Genomic DNA, 19,707 nt, shown 5'->3' with positions numbered 1-19,707 from the left:
AAGGTCCTTTGTTCGGGTTGCAGTCAGTCTTGTCCATCACGTGCGCCGGTCGCAAGGGGCAATGGCGGTTGAACGTCCGGCGCGATTTCTTCGAAATCAAAGTTGTCCAGCCTGTCGGCCCGTTTTCCGGCCCGTGTCGCTGCGGTCAGAATGCCGGACACATCATCGCCCGCTTGCCGCAGATGGGTTTCCAGCTTACCCGCACGATCCCCGATCAACTGCACATCGCGGTGCAATTGTTTCAGGCTTTTGCGGATTGCACCGGTCTGTTCGCGCATCCGCGCGTCTTTGAGTATCGCGCGCATCGTATGAAGTGTCGCCATGCAGGTGGTCGGTGACACGATCCAGACGCGCGCATCGAACCCGTCGCGCACGACGGCAGGCAGGCGTGCATGCAGTTCGGCGTAAACCGCTTCTGACGGCAAAAACAGGATCGCACCGTCGGCGGTTTCGCCTTCGATGATGTATTTGTCGGCAATCGCCTTGATGTGGACGCGCACGGCGGCCCCCAGTTGTTTCAGCGCCACATCCTGTGCTGCGCGTGTGTCGGCACGGGTCAGCTCTTCATAGGCTTCCAGCGGGAATTTGGCGTCGATGACGATGGGACCGGGGGGATTGGGCAGATGGATCAGACAGTCGGCCCGTTTGCCGTTCGATAGTGTCGCCTGCAGCGTATAGCTGTCGGACGGCAACGCCTTGCCGACGATATCGGTCAGCTGGATTTCACCGAATGCCCCGCGCGTCTGCTTGTTCGACAGGATATCCTGCAACGACAGCACATCGCCCGACAGCTTTTCGATATTGCTTTGCGCACGGTCGATGGTGGCCAGCCGTTCTTGCAATTCGGTCAACTGCTTTGTCGATTTTTCAGAACTGCCAGTCAGCGTATCCTTTAGCCGTTCCTGAAGATCGGACAGGCTGCGCGCGGATTTTAACGCATTGTCCGACAGCCGTTCCGCCACCTGCGCGTTCACCTCTGCCAGACGGCGTTCCATGGTCTGGATCACGCGGGCCTGTCCATTTGCCTGACTGTCGGCGACGGTCCGGATGTTTTCGCCCAGCCGTGCCTGATTTTCGGCCAAGGTTTGCATGAAACCCGACAGCTGCCCGACCTGCCCCGCCAGCCCGTCGACAGCCTGCCCCGACCGGCCTGCACGGCGCACGGTGGCGATCAACAGACAGAACACCGCGATCAGCAGCAGCAGGGCTAGCGCCGCCGCCCAGACACGCGGATCATCCAGCGTGATCGCCATGTCGCCAATCTGGATCACGTGCGCCCGAACAGCCGTTCGATGTCGGTCATCGACAGCGTGACAGACGTCGGACGCCCGTGGTTGCACTGGCCCGAAAGCGGCGTCGCTTCCATGTCGCGCAGCAGGGCGTTCATTTCGGGTGCTGACATGCGGCGACCGGTGCGGACCGATCCATGACAGGCGACGCGGCTCAGGATCGCGTCGATCCGCGCTTTCAACGGGGCGGTGTCGCCACCGTCCGACAGTTCGTCCAGCACATCAAGCAACAGGCGGCGCGCATCCACAGTGCCAAGTATTGCTGGTGTTTCACGCACCGCGACAGCGCCGCCGCCAAACGGTTCGATCCCAAGCCCCAGTTGTGACAGGGCGTCGGCCTGCGACAACAGCAGGTCTGCCTCGCTGGCGGTCAGTTCCACGATCTCGGGGATCAGCAGGGCCTGCGCGGCTACGCCCGTTTCGGCCATCTGCGATTTCAGCCGTTCATAGACCAGCCGTTCATGGGCGGCATGCGCGTCAACGATCACAAGCCCGTCGGCGGTCTGCGACAGGATATAGTTTTCATGAAGCTGCGCCCGCGCCGCGCCCAGCGGGCGCGATTCGTCTGCGACCGCCTGGTCTGTTTCCTGAACCGGATCGATCCGCGCGGCGGGTGCATCCGCGAAACCGGACTGAAACGTCATATTCTGGGCGGTAAAGCGTCCCGGCACGCGGTCCATCTGATAAACCCGTGCTTTGTCCGTCTGCGGCATCGGCGTCATCGCACCCAATGTCGCCGTGCTGACCGTGGTCGAAGACCGATGCCCCGCTTCTGCGAGGGCGTGACGTATACCGCTGACAATCAGCCCGCGCACGACCGCCGGATCGCGGAAACGGACTTCGGATTTCGCGGGGTGGACGTTGACGTCAACCAAGGTCGGATCGCAGTCGATGAAAAGACATGCCACCGGATGCCTGTCGCGCGACATCACATCCATATAGGCGGCACGCAAGGCACCCAGCAGCATCTTGTCGCGGACCGGGCGACCGTTGACGCATAGATATTGCGCGACGGCAGCCCCTTTTGAATAGGTCGGCAGGGCGGCGTAACCCGTCAGATGAAACCCGTCGCGTTCAGCATCCAGCCGCAGCGCGTTGTCCGCAAAGTCACGCCCAATGGCGACCCGCAGCCGACGGTGCAACGCGTCGAACATGTCGCCGCTTTCTGCGTCGGCGCGAAAAAGCGTGCGCGCATCGCCGCCGGATGCATCGCGCAGGATAAATGTGACAAACGGTTCGGCCATCGCCAGCCGTTTGACGACATCGGTGATCGCCTGCGTTTCGGCGCGGTCAGACCGCAGGAATTTCAGCCGTGCGGGCGTGGCATAGAACAGATCGGCCAGTTCAACCTGCGTCCCGCGTGGATGTCCTGCCGGTTTCACCGGGTCAATCCGGCCGCCAGACACGTGGATCACGGCGGCGCTGTCACCACAGCGCGACGTGATCGTCAGTCGGCCGACCGCCCCAAGCGACGGCAGTGCTTCGCCACGGAAACCGAACGAATGGATGTTCAGCAAGTCTGTCCCGTCGATTTTCGATGTCGCGTGACGGGACATCGCCAACGGCAGATCGGCGGCGGTCATGCCGCAGCCATCGTCGGACACGCGGATCAGGGTCTTGCCGCCGTCGGCAATCGTCACGTCGATCCGTGTGGCACCCGCATCGATGCTGTTTTCGATCAGTTCCTTGACCGCCGACGCCGGGCGTTCCACCACTTCGCCAGCAGCGATGCGATTTACCGCCGCTTCGTCAAGTTGGCGAATGACGGGGGCCGATCCGGTCTTTATCTGGGGTGCACTGACGGTCATGCCACTAGGGATAGCATGACCGCCGTTGATTCTGCGAGGGGCGAAACAAGCAACCCCTCGGTCAAATTCAGTCGTCGGCTTCCAGCCCTATGGGCTGACCCACCACGACAAAATGCAGATCTTCGGGCTGGTAAAGCTCTGCCGCGACGCGGTTCACATCGTCCAGCGTCACCGCATTGATATAATCGTTCCGGTTGGCGACGTATGCGCGCGGCAGGTCGATCATCTGCATCCCGACAAGGATGCTCGCGATATTTGCATTGCCATCGAACCGCAGCGCATAGGCCCCTGTCAGGTAAAGTTTTACGCGGTCGAGTTCTTCTTGCGTCATGCCGTTTTGCGCGATTTTAGCCCATTCGTCGCGGATCACGTCGATGGCTTCGGCCATCGTCGCGTTGGACGATGCGACCTGTCCCAGCACCATTTCGGCATGGAATTTCGGCACAAGGAACGTCGAGATGCCATAGGTCAGGCCACGCTTTTCGCGGACCTCTTGCATCAGCCGCGATTCAAAGCCGCCTGCGCCCAGCGTTTCGTTCAGGATGGTCGCTGCAAAATAGTCGGGGTCGTCGCGTTCCATGCCTTCGTGGCCAAACAGGGCCACGGATTGCGGCGTCGGAAAATCGACAACCGTGACACCGCCATCAAGCGCGAATTCCACATCTTCGGGCAGCGGCGGTCCTTCGGCTGGCAGATCGCCCAACAAGGAGTCCAGTAATTCACCGAGCGCATCGGGCGTGATGTCACCGACAGCGCCGACATAAACCCGGTCGCGGGTCAGCATGTTCTGCCAAGCGGTCACGATATCGTCGCGGGTCAGGGCGGTCACACTGTCCGCCGTCCCACTGATCGGGCGGCCATAGGGATGATCGGGGAACGCGGCGGCATTCAGCGTATCGGACGCAATCGCGTTGGGCGATTTGGCATCCGACGCAATGCCAGACAGGACCTGCGCGCGCACGCGGTCGATGGCGGTCTGGTCAAATCGCGGTTCGATCAAGGCCGAACGCAGTAAGGCGATGCTTTCGCTTTGGTTTTCGGTCAAAAAGCGCGCCGAAATGCTGACGGTATCGTCGCTGATATCAAAGCCGAACCGGGCCGCCAGTTCTTCGCGTCTGGTCTGGAACGCCTGCGCATCTAGGTCGCCGGCGCCTTCTTCCAACAGGCCCACCATCAGGTTGCCTGCACCGCGTTTGTCAGGCACGTCCAAAGACGCGCCGCCTTTGATACGGATTTCAAGCGCGGTGAATGGGATATTGTGGTCCTCGACCAGCCAGGCGGTGATGCCCCCGTCAGAGGTCACTTCCTGAATATCGACGGCGGCAATGGCGGTCGTGCCTGCAAACGTGGCACAAAAGGCCAGAACGAAACGGATCATTGGGCCTGCTCCTTGTTAGCGACAACCCAGCCGGTCACCGATTGGTTCAGGTTCAGAACGTCGCGGGCGGCGGCCTTGACGTCCTCTGCTGTGACATCCTGCAAGATTTGCGGCCATGCGTTGACGTCGTTCACGGTCAGCCCTTGGGTCAGCGCCGCACCATAGCGCTGGGCGCGGCTTTGCGTGCTGTCCATGGCGTAAATGTCGGCGGCCCGGATCTGCGATTTGATCCGGTCCAGCGCTGCGGGGTCAATCTCGCTGTCCAGAAAATCCTGAAGCACCTCGTCCATCGCGGCTTCGGCCTCTGACAAGGTTACGCCTTGTGACGGCACGATCGAGATTCCGAATGTCGTCTTGTCCAGGCTCGTCGCGGAATAGCCCGCACCGGTGTAAACAGCCGTCTGCGTGTCGAATTGCAGGGCGCGCCCCAGTTCAGAGGTAAAGCTGGACCCGCCCAGAAGGTCGGCCAGAATGGTCAGCGCAGCCGCTTTTTCCTGCGCACCGCTGTCGCGTTCCGGTGCCAGATAGCTGCGCACCAGATAGGGGTCACTGACGCGTTCGTCGGTATAAACGATCCGGCGCGGGGCCAGTTGCGGCGGCTCTGTCGCGCGCACGCGTTCTGGCAGATCCGGTTCTGCCGGGATCGGGCCATAGTGTTCTTGAGCCAATGCCAGCACGTCTTCGGGGGTGACATCACCCGCGACGACCAGGATGGCGTTGTTCGGGGAATAATAAAGATCATAAAAGGACTGCGCATCTTCAAGGCTCAGTTCTTCCATCTCGTGCTTCCAGCCGATGATGGGAACGCCGTAGCGATGATTCTGATATTGGGCCGCGTTGAATTGTTCGCGGGCCAAGGCACCCGGCGACGATTCCGTGCGCTGATTGCGTTCTTCCAGGATCACGTTGCGTTCGGTGACGATATCGTCCTGATCCAGCCGCAGGTTTACCATGCGGTCGCTTTCCATTTCCATCATCAGCGGCAGACGGTCCGCCGCGATGCGCTGGAAATAGGCGGTATAGTCGTAACTGGTGAACGCGTTGTCAGATCCGCCATTGTCCGCGACGGTTGCACTGAATTCACCGGGTTCAAGGGTGTCCGTGCCCTTGAACAACAGGTGTTCCAGGAAATGCGCAACACCGGATTGGCCAATGGGTTCATCTGCCGATCCAGCCCGATACCAGACCATGTGAACGACAACCGGCGCGCGGTGATCTTCGATGACCACCACCTCCATCCCGTTATCCAGAGTATAGGTCGTGACGTCGTCGGGGGCGTCCTGCGCCGTCGTCGCGGTTGCGAAAACGGTTAGAACGACGGCCAGAAATCGTTTCATGTGTCGCCTGCGGTTGATGAACGTTCACAGCAACTTATGGTCTGTGACCCGACTTGCAACCTGCCCTACGCGGATGTGACAGCAGCGTCAGTTGCCCGCACTGCGACCACCCAAGGCGCGGATCGCCTGCGCGCGCGGGTCCAGATCGGCAGGATTGGTGCCACCCGGTTGCGGGACAGGCAGTGCGTTCGTGTCGGGAATAATCAACGGACGTTGCGGAATGACCGAAAATTCATCCGGCCCTTCGGACCCGGTTGCGCCACTGCACCCGGCAAGTATCGCAAGTAAAGCGGCTGTGGAAACAAGATGGCGCATGGTCGTCCTTTGCGTGGCCCGGTGCGTTGTTCTAGCGCAGAAAAACGGCGGCGTCACCCGGCCTTGCGGGACTTGGTTTTGGTCTTTGTGTTCGGCGGCTGCGGCAGGAACGCCAGACCGATGGCCCCGGCAAAGATCGCAACATCCGCCACGTTGAACGCAAACGGATTGTTAAATCCGCAACAGCTCATGTTGATGAAATCCGCGACGGCGCCATACAGAACCCGGTCCACGACATTGCCCAGCGCACCGCCCACCAGCAGCCCGGCAGAGATATAGATCCATTTCGTTCCGCCGGTCCGCCACAGCCAGATCAGGACAGCGGCCGAAATCGCAATCGCAACGGCGATCAGCAGCCAGCGCAGATCCGCCCCGGCCCCAAGGCCAAAGTTCACGCCCCGATTCCACGCCATCTGGAACACCAGAAACGGCGGGGCCACGTCGATCTGCTGGCGCGTCATCAGATCGGCCCAATGGACCACGGCGTATTTGCTCGCCTGATCGATAAGAAACGTCCAGAAACCCGCCCAGAAAACCAATCGCATCAGATGTTCCTAGTGCTTGAAGTGGCGCATGCCGGTAAAGACCATGGCGATTCCGGCAGCGTCGGCAGCAGCGATCACTTCGTCATCGCGCATCGACCCGCCGGGTTGGATGACACAGGTGGCCCCGGCGGCAGCCGCTTCCATCAGGCCATCGGCAAAGGGAAAGAACGCATCCGACGCCACGGCACTGCCGCGCGTCAGCGGTTCCGGCAGATCCATCGCGTCGGCCATGCGTTCTGCTTTTTTCGCGGCGATCAGGGCGCTGTCCAGACGGCTCATCTGGCCTGCACCGACGCCGACGGTGGCCCCGTCCTTGACGTAGACGATGGCGTTGGATTTCACATGCTTGGCGACTGACCAAGCAAAGCGCAGGTCCGCCATCTGGTCATCGGTCGGCTGTGCCTTGGTCACGACGCGCAGATCATCTGCGGCCACATGGCCCGTGTCCTTGTCCTGCACCAGCATACCGCCCGCCACCTGACGGTAGGTCATCACGGGCGCCTTGGGGTCGGGCAATCCGTCCGTCGTCAGCAGGCGCAGGTTCTTTTTCGCTGCGAACACGGCGCGGGCCGCGTCGGATGCACCGGGCGCAATGACGACTTCGGTAAAAATCTCTGCGATGGCCTTGGCCGTTTCTTCATCCAGCGGTGTGTTCAGGGCGACGATGCCACCGAACGCGCTGGTGCGATCACAGTCGAATGCTTTGGTATAGGCGTCCAGCAGGGTCGTGCCCCGCGCCACACCGCAGGGATTCGCGTGTTTGATGATTGCCACGGCAGGACCGTCCGCAGGGTCGAATTCCGCCACCAGTTCAAATGCGGCATCGGTGTCGTTGATGTTGTTGTAAGACAGCGCCTTGCCCTGATGCTGCGTCGCCGTGGCGACACCGGGCCGGTCCGATCCATCGGTATAGAAGCTGGCGGACTGATGCGGGTTTTCGCCGTAGCGCAATTCCTGCCGCAGGGTTCCGGCAAAGCTGCGGCGACGTGGTGTGTCCAGATCGATCGCACCCGCCATCCACGTGCTGACAGCAGTGTCATAGGCCGCCGTGCGGCCATAGGCGGTCTGGGCCAACCCCTTGCGGAACGCCAGAGAGGTCTGGCCGTCGTGCGCGTCCAGTTCCGCCAGCAGCGCGTCATAGTCCTGCACATCCGTCACAACGGTGACAAAGGCGTGGTTCTTGGCCGCCGACCGGATCATTGCCGGACCGCCGATGTCAATGTTTTCGATACAGGTGGCGTAATCGCCGCCCTTGGCCACGGTTTCTTCGAACGGATACAGGTTCACGACCAGCAGATCGATCCCGCCGATGTCGTGCTGATCCATGGCCGCACGATGATCGGCATTGTCACGCACCGCCAGCAAACCGCCGTGCACCACCGGATGCAGGGTCTTGACCCGTCCATCCATCATTTCGGGAAAGCCCGTCACATCCGCCACATCGCGCACATCCAGCCCCGCATCGCGCAGCGCCTGCGCTGATCCGCCGGTCGAAACAAGGTCGACACCGCGCGCGGCCAATGCCTGACCCAATGCGATCAGGCCGGTCTTGTCGGAAACACTCAGCAGTGCGCGGCGCAGGGGATAAAGATCGGTCATGGGGCGTCCTCGATTGATGCGTCATCATCCTGCGGGCGTGCGGGAGCAAGATCGCGGACCACATCAGGTGTGTCCTGCGCCTTGGTCAGCGACCAGCGGATGCGGGTCGCATAAGACAAAGCGGACCCGGTTAAAACCACCTGTTGCGCCGCGCGCGGCTTCAATCGGCCAGATTCAAGGTAGACGGACGGCTGAAGTGTCAGATCGGCGTGACCGTCGTGCCGGAACACCCAGATTTCCCCAGACTTCAACGCGATTGATACAGCGGCGCCACCCAGATCGACATGCGCTTCGATATCGGGGTGCAGATGAAACCGCACGGCAAAGGGGATCGCCCCGCCTGTCAGACCGCGCGCGCGGTCGAATCGTTCCTTGTCGATGGACGACAGGGTGGTCAGCAGGTCTTCACCGACCAGACCGCGGCCATCCAGCGTCATTTCCAGAATCCGTGCATGGGTCTGCCCATGTGTCAGTTGAAAACCATCGTGCGAAAGCTCGACCCGGTGGCCGTCGTCCATGCGGGTGACGATGCATTGCACATCGTCGGGCTGGTCGATCAGCGGTTCGCGGGTCAGACCACCCACCAATGCAGGCGCCCCCAGACGTGACGACGAATAGCCCGCGATACACAGTGTCGAATGACTGGGCGTCGCACGACCGGCGCGCCGCCAGTCTGCACCGAATGTCACGCCGGACCCGCAGTTCACCACCACCGGGCGCCGGCCAGAGGTCAATTCAAACGCAAGGGTTGATGCATGGGCATTGAACGATTCGTTCCCCTGTGGCGGCGGCGCACCATCCGCAATCAGCGTGGTGCGCCCTGCCGCGATCCGCGCAAACCCCATGCCTGTGGTTCCGGCCCCGGCAATCGACCGATCCACGCGGGCCAGCGCCTGATCCAGCCGACCGTCCAGACCACGCCCGCCGCCGTGAAACCGCGCAAGACCCCCATCCGCATGGCGCAGGGTCCGCAGGGTCGGCACGATCCGCGTTACGGCGTCGGCAAGCGGTTGTGGCACGGGACGGTCGCTGGCTTCCAATGCCTCTGTCGCCCACATCAGCAAGGTCAGGATATCCAGCAACTCTTCGGGATTGCGCGATGCGATGCCACCATCCGGCCCGATGCTGACCGCGCAATCCACTGCGAGGGCGGCAATGGCGGGATCTGCCAGATGTTCCATGCCTTCCAGCGACAGGCCCGCATAAACCATGCCGGCCAATGCCTCGAACCGGGGCAATCCGGCGCGCGTGGCTTTCCAGCGGCGTGACAAAAACAGCGTTTGCTGGCCCAGACTGCGAAAAATGTGGTCCTGCGACGCCCGGTCCAGACCGCGCAACAGGAACAAACCATGCGAAATCCAGCGGATCAGACGACGGCCCGTCAGGTCCGGCGTCCATCCGGGGCCGGACCCGTCACCCGACGCAACGATCCATTCCGCCACCCATTTCTGCGCAGCAGCCCGCGCGCGGCCATCCCCGACCGCTGCCAGATCATCCAGCCAAGCAAACCCATGCAATTCCTGATCGACCAGATCGCGGTCGCCCTGCGCATCCCAGATCGACCCACCGGGGGAGGTCGTCAGCACACCCGCGAACAAAAAGTTACCGGCAAGCAACTGCCGGCCACGCGCGAAATGCCCGATGCTGCGCGGTTCCGGCTGCGACACGAATCCGGTCGCAGGTTTGGCGCGCGCGGCGCGGCGCGCATGATATCTGTGCAAATACGCCGTGCGGCGCGTTCGCCAGGATGGGGACTGTGCCACCTGCTGCCTCGATCTGCGGTTTCGCATTCTTGTTGGCGGCAGGTTAGCGCAGGGTCACGGCCCTGTCACGCAGGCTTTGTCAGGACCACCGCATAGAACCCGTCCATGCCACCGATGTCCGCCCAATAATCAGGGCGCAGGCGCAATCCGCCTTCGGGCGTGATCCAGCCGGGGTCGATCCCCGGACGATCCAGTGCGACACGATCGACGGTCAGGTCCGGATGGCGTTGCAGTGCCTCTTCGGCCTGCACTTCGCCTTCGTCGGGCAGCAAAGAGCACGTGCAGAAAAGCAGGCGGCCACCAGGTTTCACAAGCGTCAGCGCGTGGTCGATCATCGCGGTCTGCTGGTCGATCAAACCGCCGAATTCCGCGCCGTCCTTGGCATATGGCAGATCGGGATGGCGGCGCATCGTCCCCGTTGCGGAACAGGGCGCATCCAGCATCACCACATCCCACTGGCCCGTCACGTCAAAAGCATCGGCCGTGCGGACATCGGCGGTCAGCCCGATCCGGCGCAGGTTTTCGCCCACCCGTTGCTGCCGGGTGGCGGAATTATCCACGGCCGTCACAACAGCACCCGCCGCCGCCAGTTGCAGTGTCTTGCCGCCGGGCGCCGCGCACAGATCAAGCGCGGACAGACCCGCGACATCACCCAGCAGGCGCACGGGGATCGCGGCAGCCGCGTCCTGCACCCACCAGTCACCCGTGTCGAAACCGGGCATCTGGCTGACCTGACCTGCATCGTGAACGCGCACCGATCCCGTCGGCAGCACCTGACCGCCCAGAGCGGCGGCGACGTCAGCAGCGTCGCCCTTGGGGGTCACATCCAATGGGGGCGCCACGGCCTGCACGGATTCCATCGCCTGCACATCGGCACGGCCCCATGCCGCCACCAGCGGTTGCCGCAGCCAGCCGGGCAGCAAGGGCAGCGGCATCGCGTTCCATTTGGCCGGACCTTCGGCGGCGATCTTGCGCAGCACGGCGTTGGTCAGCCCTTTCAGCCGTCCGGTGTGGGGATTGCGCGCGACAATTTCGACATAGGCGTTGACGACACCGTGTGCGGCTTCGCCCTGCCCCAGTTCGACCGTGCCCAGCCGCAGGGCATTCATCACGTGATCTGCAGGCGTCTGGCGCAGATGCGGTTTCAACATCCGATCAGCGCGATCCAGCATCCGCAACGTATCGGTGGCCAGTCGCTGTGCGCGGGCGCGATCCTGCGGTGCCAGATGATCCAGCGCGCCAGCCCCGATCAATTCGGACAGCAAACGGTCTTCGGTTGTGACCTGTTGCAGCAGGTGATGCGCGGCGCGGCGTGGTGCAAGACCGGAAGTATCCATGACGAAAACCTTGTAGGGTGTGCTGCGCGACGTATATCAGCAGGGACAGACCGGCAAGGACTTGACCATGACAGATCAAAACGACGACCTGCCCCCCGCTGCGCGCCGCGCCCTTGCAGAGGCCGAAGAACGCCGCAAGGCCGCAGCCGCAGTGGAATTACCGAAAGAACACGGTGGCCGGGACGGACCGGAACCCGTCCGTTACGGGGACTGGGAAAACAAGGGATTGGCGATCGATTTCTAGCGCAGGCGCAGGCTGGCAGACCGGCCAGTGCCCTGATCCACGGTGAACCGCAATTCGTCACCGCGCGCTTCGACCAGTAGGCAATTATAGCCCAGATCATCGCCACCCCAAAACAGGCTGCGGCAGAAATACCCATCCTGCCACGACCATTCCCCGGTCACATCCCAGCCCACCGCGTCGCCCGCAATCGCGCCGGTTGGCGATACGGTGATGTCGATGTTGTACAGCAGATGCGTCAGGCGCTGCGTGCTGACGAGGGACAGGAATTCGTTTTCGTCGCTCACCCGCTGCCAGTCCTGCGCCAATGCGGCGACAGGGAAAAACGCAGCAAGCACGGCAAGTCGCAGATACATCACTCAACCCTTCCAACCCTCGCGTTGTAACCGTCCTTCAAAGTCCCAAAACGTTCAACATGTCATAATGTCCCGGCGTCTTGTCCTGACCCCAAAGTGCTGCCTTTAGCGCACCGCGGGCAAAGACGCTGCGATCTGTTGCTCGGTGGCGCAGTGTGATCTGTTCGCCATCGGCGGCAAAAAGCACGTCGTGATCACCGACAATGTCACCCCCCCGCACCGCGTGAAACCCGATGTCGCCACGTTTGCGGGCGCCGGTCATACCGTCGCGGCCTGAATCGCGCACATCCGCCAGATCGACGCCGCGCCCTTGAGCGGCAGCCTCTCCAAGCATCAGGGCGGTGCCAGAGGGCGCATCGACCTTGTGCCGATGGTGGGCTTCGATGATTTCGATATCGAAATCGGCATCCAGTGCCGCCGCCACCTTGCGCGTCAGCAGTGTCAGCAGGTTGACACCCAGCGACATGTTGCCCGCACGCACGATCACAGCGTGATGTGCCGCACGGTCGATGGCGTCGATATCGGCAGCGCTTAGCCCCGTTGTGCCGATGACATGCACAGCGCGCGCCTGCGCCGCAAGGCCTGCAAATTGGACCGTCGCAGCCGGGGCGGAAAAATCGATGACTGCCTGCGCCTGCGCGAATGCGGCAACCGGATCGTCCGTCACTGCGACACCCAGCGCTGCACCACCCATCGCGTCACCCACGTCGCGGCCAATCCAGTCATGGCCCGGCCGTTCCAATGCGCCGACCAGTCGGCAGGCATCCGACGAAGCGACCGACTGCACCAGCATCCGCCCCATCCGACCCGATGCGCCCGTTATCACGATCCCCGGCATATCCGTCATGGCCGTATCCTTTTGTTGCTGGCCATACTGATAGCCGCAGCAGGGGGCGGGGAAAACCCTCGCTTGGAAATCGGTGGCGTCGTCGTTAGATGGGGGTCATGGCTAAAAAGAACTCCTCTGGCTCCGGCCCAAACCAACGACAACTGCGTGTCGGCGAATTGATCCGCCGCCGCCTGTCCGAACTGTTGCAACGCGGCGAAATCCACGATCCTGCGCTGGCGCGCATGTCGATTACCGTGGGCGAGGTGCGCTGCTCTCCTGATTTAAGCGTCGCCACGGCGTATGTCCTGCCACTGGGCGGCGGCCAGAAAGACGAGATGCTGGCAGCGCTGCGCAAATCGCGCCACGAAATCCGGCGCGAGGTCAGCAAGGCATTGTCGATCAAATTCGCCCCGGAAATCCGGTTCGAAATCGACGACACCTTTGACCGGATGGATGCCACGCGCGCGCTGTTCGAAGAAAAGAACGTGAAACGCGATCTTGACCAGGACGACACGTGATGCGCTGGATCGTCGCCTGTATCGTGCTGTTCGCCGGTCCGGCGGCAGCTGCGAGCTGCGAAGATATCACGTTCGAGGATCTGTCCTTTACCGCTTGCACGGTGGACGCCCAGACAGAGGACCTGCGCCTGTTCCATCGGGATGCCGATGGCAACGTTCTGGGGTCATTTGAAATGCTGGCGGCTGAACTGGAACCTGCGCAGCTTGGCTTTGCCATGAATGCGGGGATGTATCACGACGATCGCCGCGCGGTTGGTCTGTATATCGAAAACGGCGAACAGACCGCACCGCTGATTACGTCCAATGGTCCTGGCAATTTCGGTTTGCTGCCCAACGGGCTGTTATGTCTGACCGATGACACGGCCCACGTGATCGAGTCGCTGACCTATGAGACGAATCAGACTGCCTGCCGGGATGCCAGTCAGTCTGGCCCGATGCTTGTCATCAACGGGGCGCTGCACCCCGATTTTATGGAAGACAGCGACAGCCTGAACATCCGCAACGGTGTCGGCACCACTGCCGACGGGCGGACAGCCGTTTTCGCCATTGCAAACCAACCGGTGAATTTTCACACCTTCGCCCGGTTTTTCCGGGACCGGATGCAGACACCCGATGCGCTGTATTTCGACGGGCGCGTGTCGCGGATGTTTGCCCCCGATCTGGGGCGCAATGATTTCGGCCTGCCGATGGGCCCGATGATCGGTGTGGTCGAATGATACCCGCCACGCTTGACCTGCGGGCACCACAGGCCTAGCACGCGGCTTCATCAAAGCGGAGCATCGCATGGCACGTCGTAAAAAAGGGCGTAATATCTCTGGCTGGTTGGTCGTGGACAAACCCGCTGGAATGACCTCGACCTCTGTCGTGAACAAGGTGCGCTGGGCGCTGGATGCGAACAAGGCAGGCCACGCGGGAACGCTGGACCCCGACGCAACCGGTGTGCTGGCCGTAGCACTGGGCGAGGCGACAAAGACCGTGCCCTATATCACCGACGCGCTGAAGGCTTACGTTTTCACGATGCGTTTGGGACAGGCCACCAACACCGACGATGCCGAAGGAGAGGTCATCGCCACATCGGACATCCGACCGACTGACGATCAGATCAAGGATGCGCTGAACGCTTTTGTCGGGGATATCGAACAGGTGCCGCCCCAGTTTTCAGCGGTCAAGATCGACGGTGAACGCGCGTACAAGCGCGCCCGCGACGGTGAAACGATGGAAATTGCGGCACGCCCGCTGTGGGTCGAAAGCCTGTTGATGGACGACCGGCCCGATGCCGATCATGTCACGCTTGAAATGGTGTGCGGCAAGGGCGGCTACGTCAGGTCCATCGCCCGCGATCTGGGGCAGGCGCTGGGATGTTATGGTCACGTGCGCGAATTGCGCCGCATCTGGTCCGGGCCGTTCCGGGCGACGGATGGGCTGACACTGGACCGGATCGACGCGATGGCGCGCACGCCAGAACTGGATAGCTTTGTGCAACCTATCCAGGTCGGGCTGTGCGATCTGCCGCAAGTCACCTGCCCCACCGCCAGTCTGGGGCCGTTGCGCAACGGCAATGCCGCCACCGTCATCGCCGCCAGTGGCATCGCCTACGGGACAGAGGTCTGGGCCGCGCACGACGGACAAGCTGTGGCGGTCGGTCGCCTGATGGGGTCAGACCTGCATCCGTCGCGGGTTTTCGTGGCGCATGACAACGACTGATGGGCTGATCCACCGGCACCATACGGCTGCGGACGGCACCTTGTCCGCCGCAGTCTATTCCCCCTGCGAATCCTACCGTTACAGGCTGACAAGGGTCTGGGGCGACGCAGCGACGCTGTGTTTCGTGATGCTGAACCCGTCGACCGCGACGGAACGCGCCAACGATCCCACCATCGCCCGGTGCGAAACGCGCGCCCGCGCCGCTGGTTTCGGCGGCCTGCGGATCGTGAACCTGTTTGCGTTTCGCGCCACCGATCCGCGGGCACTGAAACGCGCCACAGCCCCGATCGGCCCGACCAACGACCGCGCATTGCTGAACGCCTGCGCCGGGGCGGGGCGGGTGGTTGCAGGCTGGGGCGTGCACGGGGCGCATCAGGATCGTGCAACGCAGGTGCGTGCGCTTTTGCGTGACAGCGCGATCAGTCTGCATACACTCGGCCTGACAAAGCACGGCCACCCGCGCCATCCGCTATACGTCGCCTACGCCACCCAACCGGAGCCTTGGCCATGATCGCAGGATTCACACAAACCCGCGTCGATTGTGGCGAGGTTCACCTGTCCGTTCACCGCGCCGGGCAGGGCATGCCGCTGGTGCTGTTGCACGGTTATCCGCAGAATCATCACTGCTGGGCACGGGTAGCACCCGACCTTGCCACACATTTTGACGTCATCGTGCCCGACCTGCGCGGCTATGGCGACAGTGACGCGCCACCGGACGATGCAGCACATTCCATCTATTCAAAGCGGACGATGGCGCGCGATATCGTGGGTTTGCTGGATGCGCTTGGATTGGACCGTGCGCATGTGCTGGGCCACGACCGCGGCGCACGGGTCGCTTACCGGTTTGCGCTGGATCACCCCGACAGACTGGATCGACTGGGGATCATCGAAATCGTGCCGACGGGCGATTTCTGGAACGCGTGGACCGCCGATCTGGCAATGGCGGCATATCATTGGACCTTTTTGGCACAGCCCGCACCGCTGCCGGAACGGATGATCGCAGCGGATCCTGCCGGTTACGCCGATTGGACACTGGCGCAGTGGACGCTGGACAAGTCGCTGAATGTCTTCGCCCCAGATGCGCTGGCGTCCTATCGTCAGCAGATGGCTGACCGGGCGATGTCGATGTGTGCGGATTACCGGGCGGGCGCGACGTTCGACCGCCGGTTGGATGATGCGGATCGGGCCGCGGGTGCTAGGATCGCCGCACCCTTGCGGTTTCTCTGGGCAGAAGCGGGGTTTCCAGCACGGACCGGTGACCCGCTGGGCCTGTGGCGGAACTGGGCGCATGATGTCAGCGGAAATGCCTGTCGGTCCGGCCATTTCGCGATGGAAGAAAACCCGCAGGCCGTACTGGACGCGTTTCTACCGCACTTCAAAGCGTTAACCTAAGAATCAGTTTGCGGCTGCAAAATCCGATGTTCGGTGGTAAGTCTTGCGAACGACTGGACCGGGGGCGATCCAAATCAAAAGGCGCCTGATATGCTTGGATTTTTGGGATTGTTCGGCCTTGCCATGGGCGGCTTTGTCGTGCTGCGGACCGACGACGAATACGACACGGATGACGGCGCAGAAGACAGCGGCGGCGACCAGACGGGCGGTCTGGACAGGCTGCTGGATGCGTCTGACGGCGACGTGCTGTCCATGGTGGAAACCGACGTCAACGCCCCAGTCGATGACATCTATAAACCGATCCCCGACGGCACACAGAATGACCCAAAGTACATCGTGGATGATCAAATCGACGGCACGGCAGGTGACGATACACTGACCGGGGCCAGTGGGGACGACCTGCTGGATGGTCTTGATGGCGACGATGTTCTGATCGGCAAGGATGGGGACGATGTACTGTCCGGTGGTGCCGGCAATGATACCCTGATCTCGGGCGATGGCGACGATGTCCTGTTGGGTGGGGACGGCGACGATATTCTTCAGGGCGGGTTCGGTGACGATGTGCTGGTCGGCGGTGACGGGCGTGATGTGATGTTCGGCGGCTGGGACGATGATATCCTTGACGGTGACGATGCCGACCAATCAGCCGACATCCTGAACGGCGGTGAAGGCGACGATACATTGATCGGGGGCGATGGCGACGTGATGTACGGTGGCGGCGGGGCCGACCTGTTCATCACACGCGTCGATGCAGAATCAACGATTGCCGATTTCGATGCGTCCGAAGATACGATTGAATTGACCTATTGGGACGATACGCCAGAACTGTCCACCGAAACGGATGACGACGGGCTGACGCTGCTGGCCGACGGCGTGCCGACGGCGCGTTTGCTGGGCATTTCGGAACTGGACCTGTCCAGTGTCGTGCTGACACGCAACTGAAATAGGGCTTTTCTTTTGGGGACGTCCTGACTAAGGACACACATCCACCCTCCACGGACCTTTCTGGACGACATCCCGGATTGCGCCATTCACCCTTTGTTACAGGAGACCCCGATGTCGATTACGCCCGAAGAAAAAACACGGATCATGAAAGAATTCGCAACCAAAGAAGGCGACACCGGTTCGCCCGAAGTCCAGGTTGCGATCCTGTCCAGCCGCATTGCGACCCTGACAGAGCATTTCAAAACCCATAAGAAAGACAACCACGGTCGCCGTGGCCTGCTGAAAATGGTCGCACTGCGCCGCAAGCTGCTGGACTACACCCGGTCCAAGGACGAAGCACGCTATCAGGATCTGATCAAGCGTCTGGGCCTGCGCCGCTAAACCATACGGTTAGCTGCATTTGATACGAGCGCCCGCCAATGTCTTTGGCGGGCGTTTCGCGTTTGTGATCTGTCGCAGATGTGTTGGCGGTCGCGAACGAGCCGGGAACAATTTCGGCGCACAGGAGTCTAAGGTTCAAGCAGTTTAAGATGGCGATGATCGCCACCCACTGCGCTGAACTGGAGAAGACCATGGGTGAATTGACAGACAAAGCCAAAGCCGCAGCCAACAAGGCCGTCGGCACCGCGAAAGAAGTGATCGGCGACGCAACCGACAACGCGGATCTGCAAGCAGAAGGTCAGGCACAAAAAGCCAAGGGCCACGTGCAGGACGTGTCCGGCACCGTCAAGGGTAAGCTGGGCAACGATATCTAGTTGATCCCACAACACACGAAAGGCCCGCCGGATTACACCGGCGGGCCTTTTTGTTGGCTGGTTCTAAATTTCGAATTTACGGATTTCACCTGAATGCAGTCGCTGGCCATAGCTGGCCAGTTCGCGCCGGACGATCTTCATCAGGAAGTACAACGCAAAGATGTTGACAACCGCCATCGAGAAAATCGCAGCGTCCGAAAAATCGATCACCGGGCCAAGGTTCGCAGACGCGCCAATCACGATGAACACGCAGAAAATCACCTTGAACACGATTTCCTTGGTTTGCCCCTCGCCCACCAGATAGGTCCATGCCTTCAGCCCGTAGTAGGACCATGAAATCATGGTTGAAAAGGCGAACAGGACCACGGCGATCGATAGCACATAAGGAAACCAGCTGATCGACGCCCCAAATGCAGCCGACGTCAGCGCGACGCCCGAATTACCGCCCACGGTTTGGATCGCAACCCCGGCTTCGTCCAGAACGAACATCCCCGTTGCAGGGTCCGTAATTAACTGGCCGGAAATGGTGATGACCAATGCTGTCATGGTGCAGATCACGACCGTATCGATCAGCGGTTCCAGCAAAGACACGAAACCTTCGGTGATCGGTTCTTTGGTCTTGACGGCAGAGTGTGCAATCGCGGCAGATCCAACGCCCGCCTCGTTCGAGAATGCTGCCCGGCGAAAGCCTTGGATCAGCGCGCCAACAAGTCCGCCAGCGACCCCCAGCCCGGTAAAGGCCCCTGCAAAGATCTGACCGAACGCCGTCCCGATCATGTCGTAGTTGACGATCAGGATGATCAGCGCGGCACCGACATAGATGACACCCATCAGCGGCACGACTTTTTCAGTCACACGGGCAATGGATTTGACACCGCCTACGATCACGACAAAGACGATCACTGCAAAGATCAGGCCGGTGATCCAGCCCGGATACGCGCCGGTGATCTGCGTGATCTGAACGTGTGCCTGGTTGGCCTGGAACATATTGCCACCGCCCAGCGCCCCAAGGATACAGAAAACCGAAAACAGCACCGCCAGAATACCGCCACCCGGCAGACCCAGTTCGGCAAAACCCTTTTTCATGTAATACATCGGGCCGCCGGATACGGTGCCGTCGGGATATTCATTCCGGTATTTCACACCCAGCGTACATTCCGTGAACTTTGACGCCATGCCCAGCAGACCCGCAAGGATCATCCAGAATGTGGCCCCCGGTCCGCCAATGCCGATGGCCACGGCCACGCCCGCGATGTTTCCCAGACCCACGGTGCCCGACAGTGCAGTGGCAAGCGCCTGAAAATGGCTGACCTCGCCCGCATCATTGGGGTTGGAATAGTCACCTTTGACAAGTGCGATGGCATGGCCAAAATACCGGAACTGCACGAAGCCAAAGTAGATGGTAAAGACGGTTGCACCGACCACCAGCCACAGCACGATCCACGGGAAATTCGTGCCCGGCAGGTTCGAGAAGATGAAGCTGACATAAGGTCCGGTTGCACTCGCAAAGGCATCATTGACCGCCTGATCAATGCTTTGGGCTGTCGCGGCCCCTGCGGCCCAGATTGTCGTCATTACGATGATCAAACGCGTATA

Annotated in this window: 21 protein-coding genes; 9 read left to right on the top strand and 12 right to left on the bottom strand. The window is 61.5% G+C overall.

Annotated features, from left to right (window positions below):
- Positions 1-23: 23 nt before the first annotated feature.
- The 9 genes from rmuC to GZH79_RS06045 all read right to left on the bottom strand — a co-directional run bounded on the left by rmuC (position 24) and on the right by GZH79_RS06045 (position 11,371).
- Complete coding sequence (gene rmuC / locus GZH79_RS06085) at positions 24-1,271, bottom strand: DNA recombination protein RmuC (protein WP_349291168.1); 1,248 nt, start codon at positions 1,269-1,271, stop codon at positions 24-26.
- Entirely contained in the window at positions 1,268-3,097 is a 1,830-nt protein-coding gene (gene mutL, locus GZH79_RS06080) for a DNA mismatch repair endonuclease MutL (protein WP_211642888.1), read from the bottom strand. The genes rmuC and mutL overlap by 4 nt, the downstream gene beginning before the upstream one ends.
- Before the next feature lie 67 nt (positions 3,098-3,164).
- Positions 3,165-4,475, bottom strand: a complete 1,311-nt coding sequence (locus GZH79_RS06075; RefSeq protein WP_211642887.1) for a pitrilysin family protein — start codon at positions 4,473-4,475, stop codon at positions 3,165-3,167.
- The gene (locus GZH79_RS06070; protein ID WP_211642886.1) at positions 4,472-5,812 is read right to left on the bottom strand and encodes a pitrilysin family protein; all 1,341 of its coding nucleotides are present in this window, start codon (positions 5,810-5,812) and stop codon (positions 4,472-4,474) included. Before GZH79_RS06070 ends, GZH79_RS06075 begins: the two co-directional genes overlap by 4 nt.
- Before the next feature lie 87 nt (positions 5,813-5,899).
- Positions 5,900-6,127, bottom strand: a complete 228-nt coding sequence (locus GZH79_RS06065; RefSeq protein ID WP_211642885.1) for a DUF3035 domain-containing protein — start codon at positions 6,125-6,127, stop codon at positions 5,900-5,902.
- Positions 6,128-6,180: 53 nt separating this feature from the next.
- On the bottom strand, positions 6,181-6,672 hold the full coding sequence (lspA, locus tag GZH79_RS06060; RefSeq protein WP_211642884.1) for a signal peptidase II: 492 nt from the start codon (positions 6,670-6,672) through the stop codon (positions 6,181-6,183).
- Positions 6,673-6,681: 9 nt separating this feature from the next.
- Positions 6,682-8,271, bottom strand: coding sequence for a bifunctional phosphoribosylaminoimidazolecarboxamide formyltransferase/IMP cyclohydrolase (purH, locus tag GZH79_RS06055; protein ID WP_211642883.1), 1,590 nt, complete (start codon positions 8,269-8,271; stop codon positions 6,682-6,684).
- The gene (locus GZH79_RS06050) at positions 8,268-10,061 is read right to left on the bottom strand and encodes a heparinase II/III family protein (protein WP_211642882.1); all 1,794 of its coding nucleotides are present in this window, start codon (positions 10,059-10,061) and stop codon (positions 8,268-8,270) included. The genes purH and GZH79_RS06050 overlap by 4 nt, the downstream gene beginning before the upstream one ends.
- A 38-nt stretch (positions 10,062-10,099) precedes the next feature.
- The gene (locus tag GZH79_RS06045) at positions 10,100-11,371 is read right to left on the bottom strand and encodes an RsmB/NOP family class I SAM-dependent RNA methyltransferase (protein WP_211642881.1); all 1,272 of its coding nucleotides are present in this window, start codon (positions 11,369-11,371) and stop codon (positions 10,100-10,102) included.
- A gap of 67 nt (positions 11,372-11,438) precedes the next feature.
- Here GZH79_RS06045 and GZH79_RS06040 point away from each other — a divergent pair, with 67 nt between their 5' ends.
- Complete coding sequence (locus tag GZH79_RS06040; protein ID WP_211642880.1) at positions 11,439-11,615, top strand: DUF1674 domain-containing protein; 177 nt, start codon at positions 11,439-11,441, stop codon at positions 11,613-11,615.
- Here GZH79_RS06040 and GZH79_RS06035 read toward each other — a convergent pair.
- Together GZH79_RS06035 and dapB are read right to left on the bottom strand one after the other, a co-directional pair.
- Entirely contained in the window at positions 11,612-11,968 is a 357-nt protein-coding gene (locus GZH79_RS06035; RefSeq protein ID WP_211642879.1) for a dihydrodipicolinate reductase, read from the bottom strand. The genes GZH79_RS06040 and GZH79_RS06035 overlap by 4 nt on opposite strands.
- Before the next feature lie 37 nt (positions 11,969-12,005).
- Positions 12,006-12,815: a 4-hydroxy-tetrahydrodipicolinate reductase gene (gene dapB / locus GZH79_RS06030; protein ID WP_211642878.1), complete on the bottom strand. Its 810-nt coding sequence runs from the start codon at positions 12,813-12,815 to the stop codon at positions 12,006-12,008.
- 98 nt (positions 12,816-12,913) lie between these two features.
- Between dapB and rbfA the strand changes: the two genes are divergently transcribed.
- The 8 genes from rbfA (at position 12,914) to GZH79_RS05990 (ending at position 18,111) form a co-directional block, all read left to right on the top strand.
- Positions 12,914-13,315 carry a 30S ribosome-binding factor RbfA gene (gene rbfA / locus GZH79_RS06025; RefSeq protein WP_211642877.1) on the top strand — a complete coding sequence of 134 codons (402 nt, stop codon included), beginning with the start codon at positions 12,914-12,916 and terminating at the stop codon, positions 13,313-13,315.
- Entirely contained in the window at positions 13,315-14,031 is a 717-nt protein-coding gene (locus tag GZH79_RS06020) for a phosphodiester glycosidase family protein (protein ID WP_211642876.1), read from the top strand. Before rbfA ends, GZH79_RS06020 begins: the two co-directional genes overlap by 1 nt.
- 67 nt (positions 14,032-14,098) lie before the next feature.
- On the top strand, positions 14,099-15,019 hold the full coding sequence (gene truB, locus GZH79_RS06015) for a tRNA pseudouridine(55) synthase TruB (RefSeq protein WP_211642875.1): 921 nt from the start codon (positions 14,099-14,101) through the stop codon (positions 15,017-15,019).
- Positions 15,006-15,530 carry a DUF1643 domain-containing protein gene (locus GZH79_RS06010; protein ID WP_211642874.1) on the top strand — a complete coding sequence of 175 codons (525 nt, stop codon included), beginning with the start codon at positions 15,006-15,008 and terminating at the stop codon, positions 15,528-15,530. The genes truB and GZH79_RS06010 overlap by 14 nt, the downstream gene beginning before the upstream one ends.
- Positions 15,527-16,411, top strand: coding sequence for an alpha/beta hydrolase (locus GZH79_RS06005; RefSeq protein WP_211642873.1), 885 nt, complete (start codon positions 15,527-15,529; stop codon positions 16,409-16,411). Before GZH79_RS06010 ends, GZH79_RS06005 begins: the two co-directional genes overlap by 4 nt.
- 90 nt (positions 16,412-16,501) lie before the next feature.
- Entirely contained in the window at positions 16,502-17,353 is an 852-nt protein-coding gene (locus tag GZH79_RS06000) for a calcium-binding protein (RefSeq protein ID WP_211642872.1), read from the top strand.
- Positions 17,354-17,467: 114 nt separating this feature from the next.
- Entirely contained in the window at positions 17,468-17,737 is a 270-nt protein-coding gene (gene rpsO, locus GZH79_RS05995) for a 30S ribosomal protein S15 (protein ID WP_211642871.1), read from the top strand.
- Positions 17,738-17,928: 191 nt separating this feature from the next.
- Positions 17,929-18,111, top strand: coding sequence for a CsbD family protein (locus tag GZH79_RS05990; RefSeq protein WP_211642870.1), 183 nt, complete (start codon positions 17,929-17,931; stop codon positions 18,109-18,111).
- Positions 18,112-18,174: 63 nt separating this feature from the next.
- Here the strand turns inward: GZH79_RS05990 and GZH79_RS05985 are convergent, their stop codons facing one another.
- On the bottom strand, positions 18,175-19,686 hold the full coding sequence (locus GZH79_RS05985) for an alanine/glycine:cation symporter family protein (protein WP_249219016.1): 1,512 nt from the start codon (positions 19,684-19,686) through the stop codon (positions 18,175-18,177).
- Positions 19,687-19,707 lie beyond the last annotated feature (21 nt).

Source organism: Loktanella sp. SALINAS62, from assembly GCF_018263905.1.
Classification (GTDB): domain Bacteria; phylum Pseudomonadota; class Alphaproteobacteria; order Rhodobacterales; family Rhodobacteraceae; genus Loktanella.
Note: the sequence above shows the minus strand (reverse complement) of the source record. Positions and strands in the feature narration are given on the sequence as shown.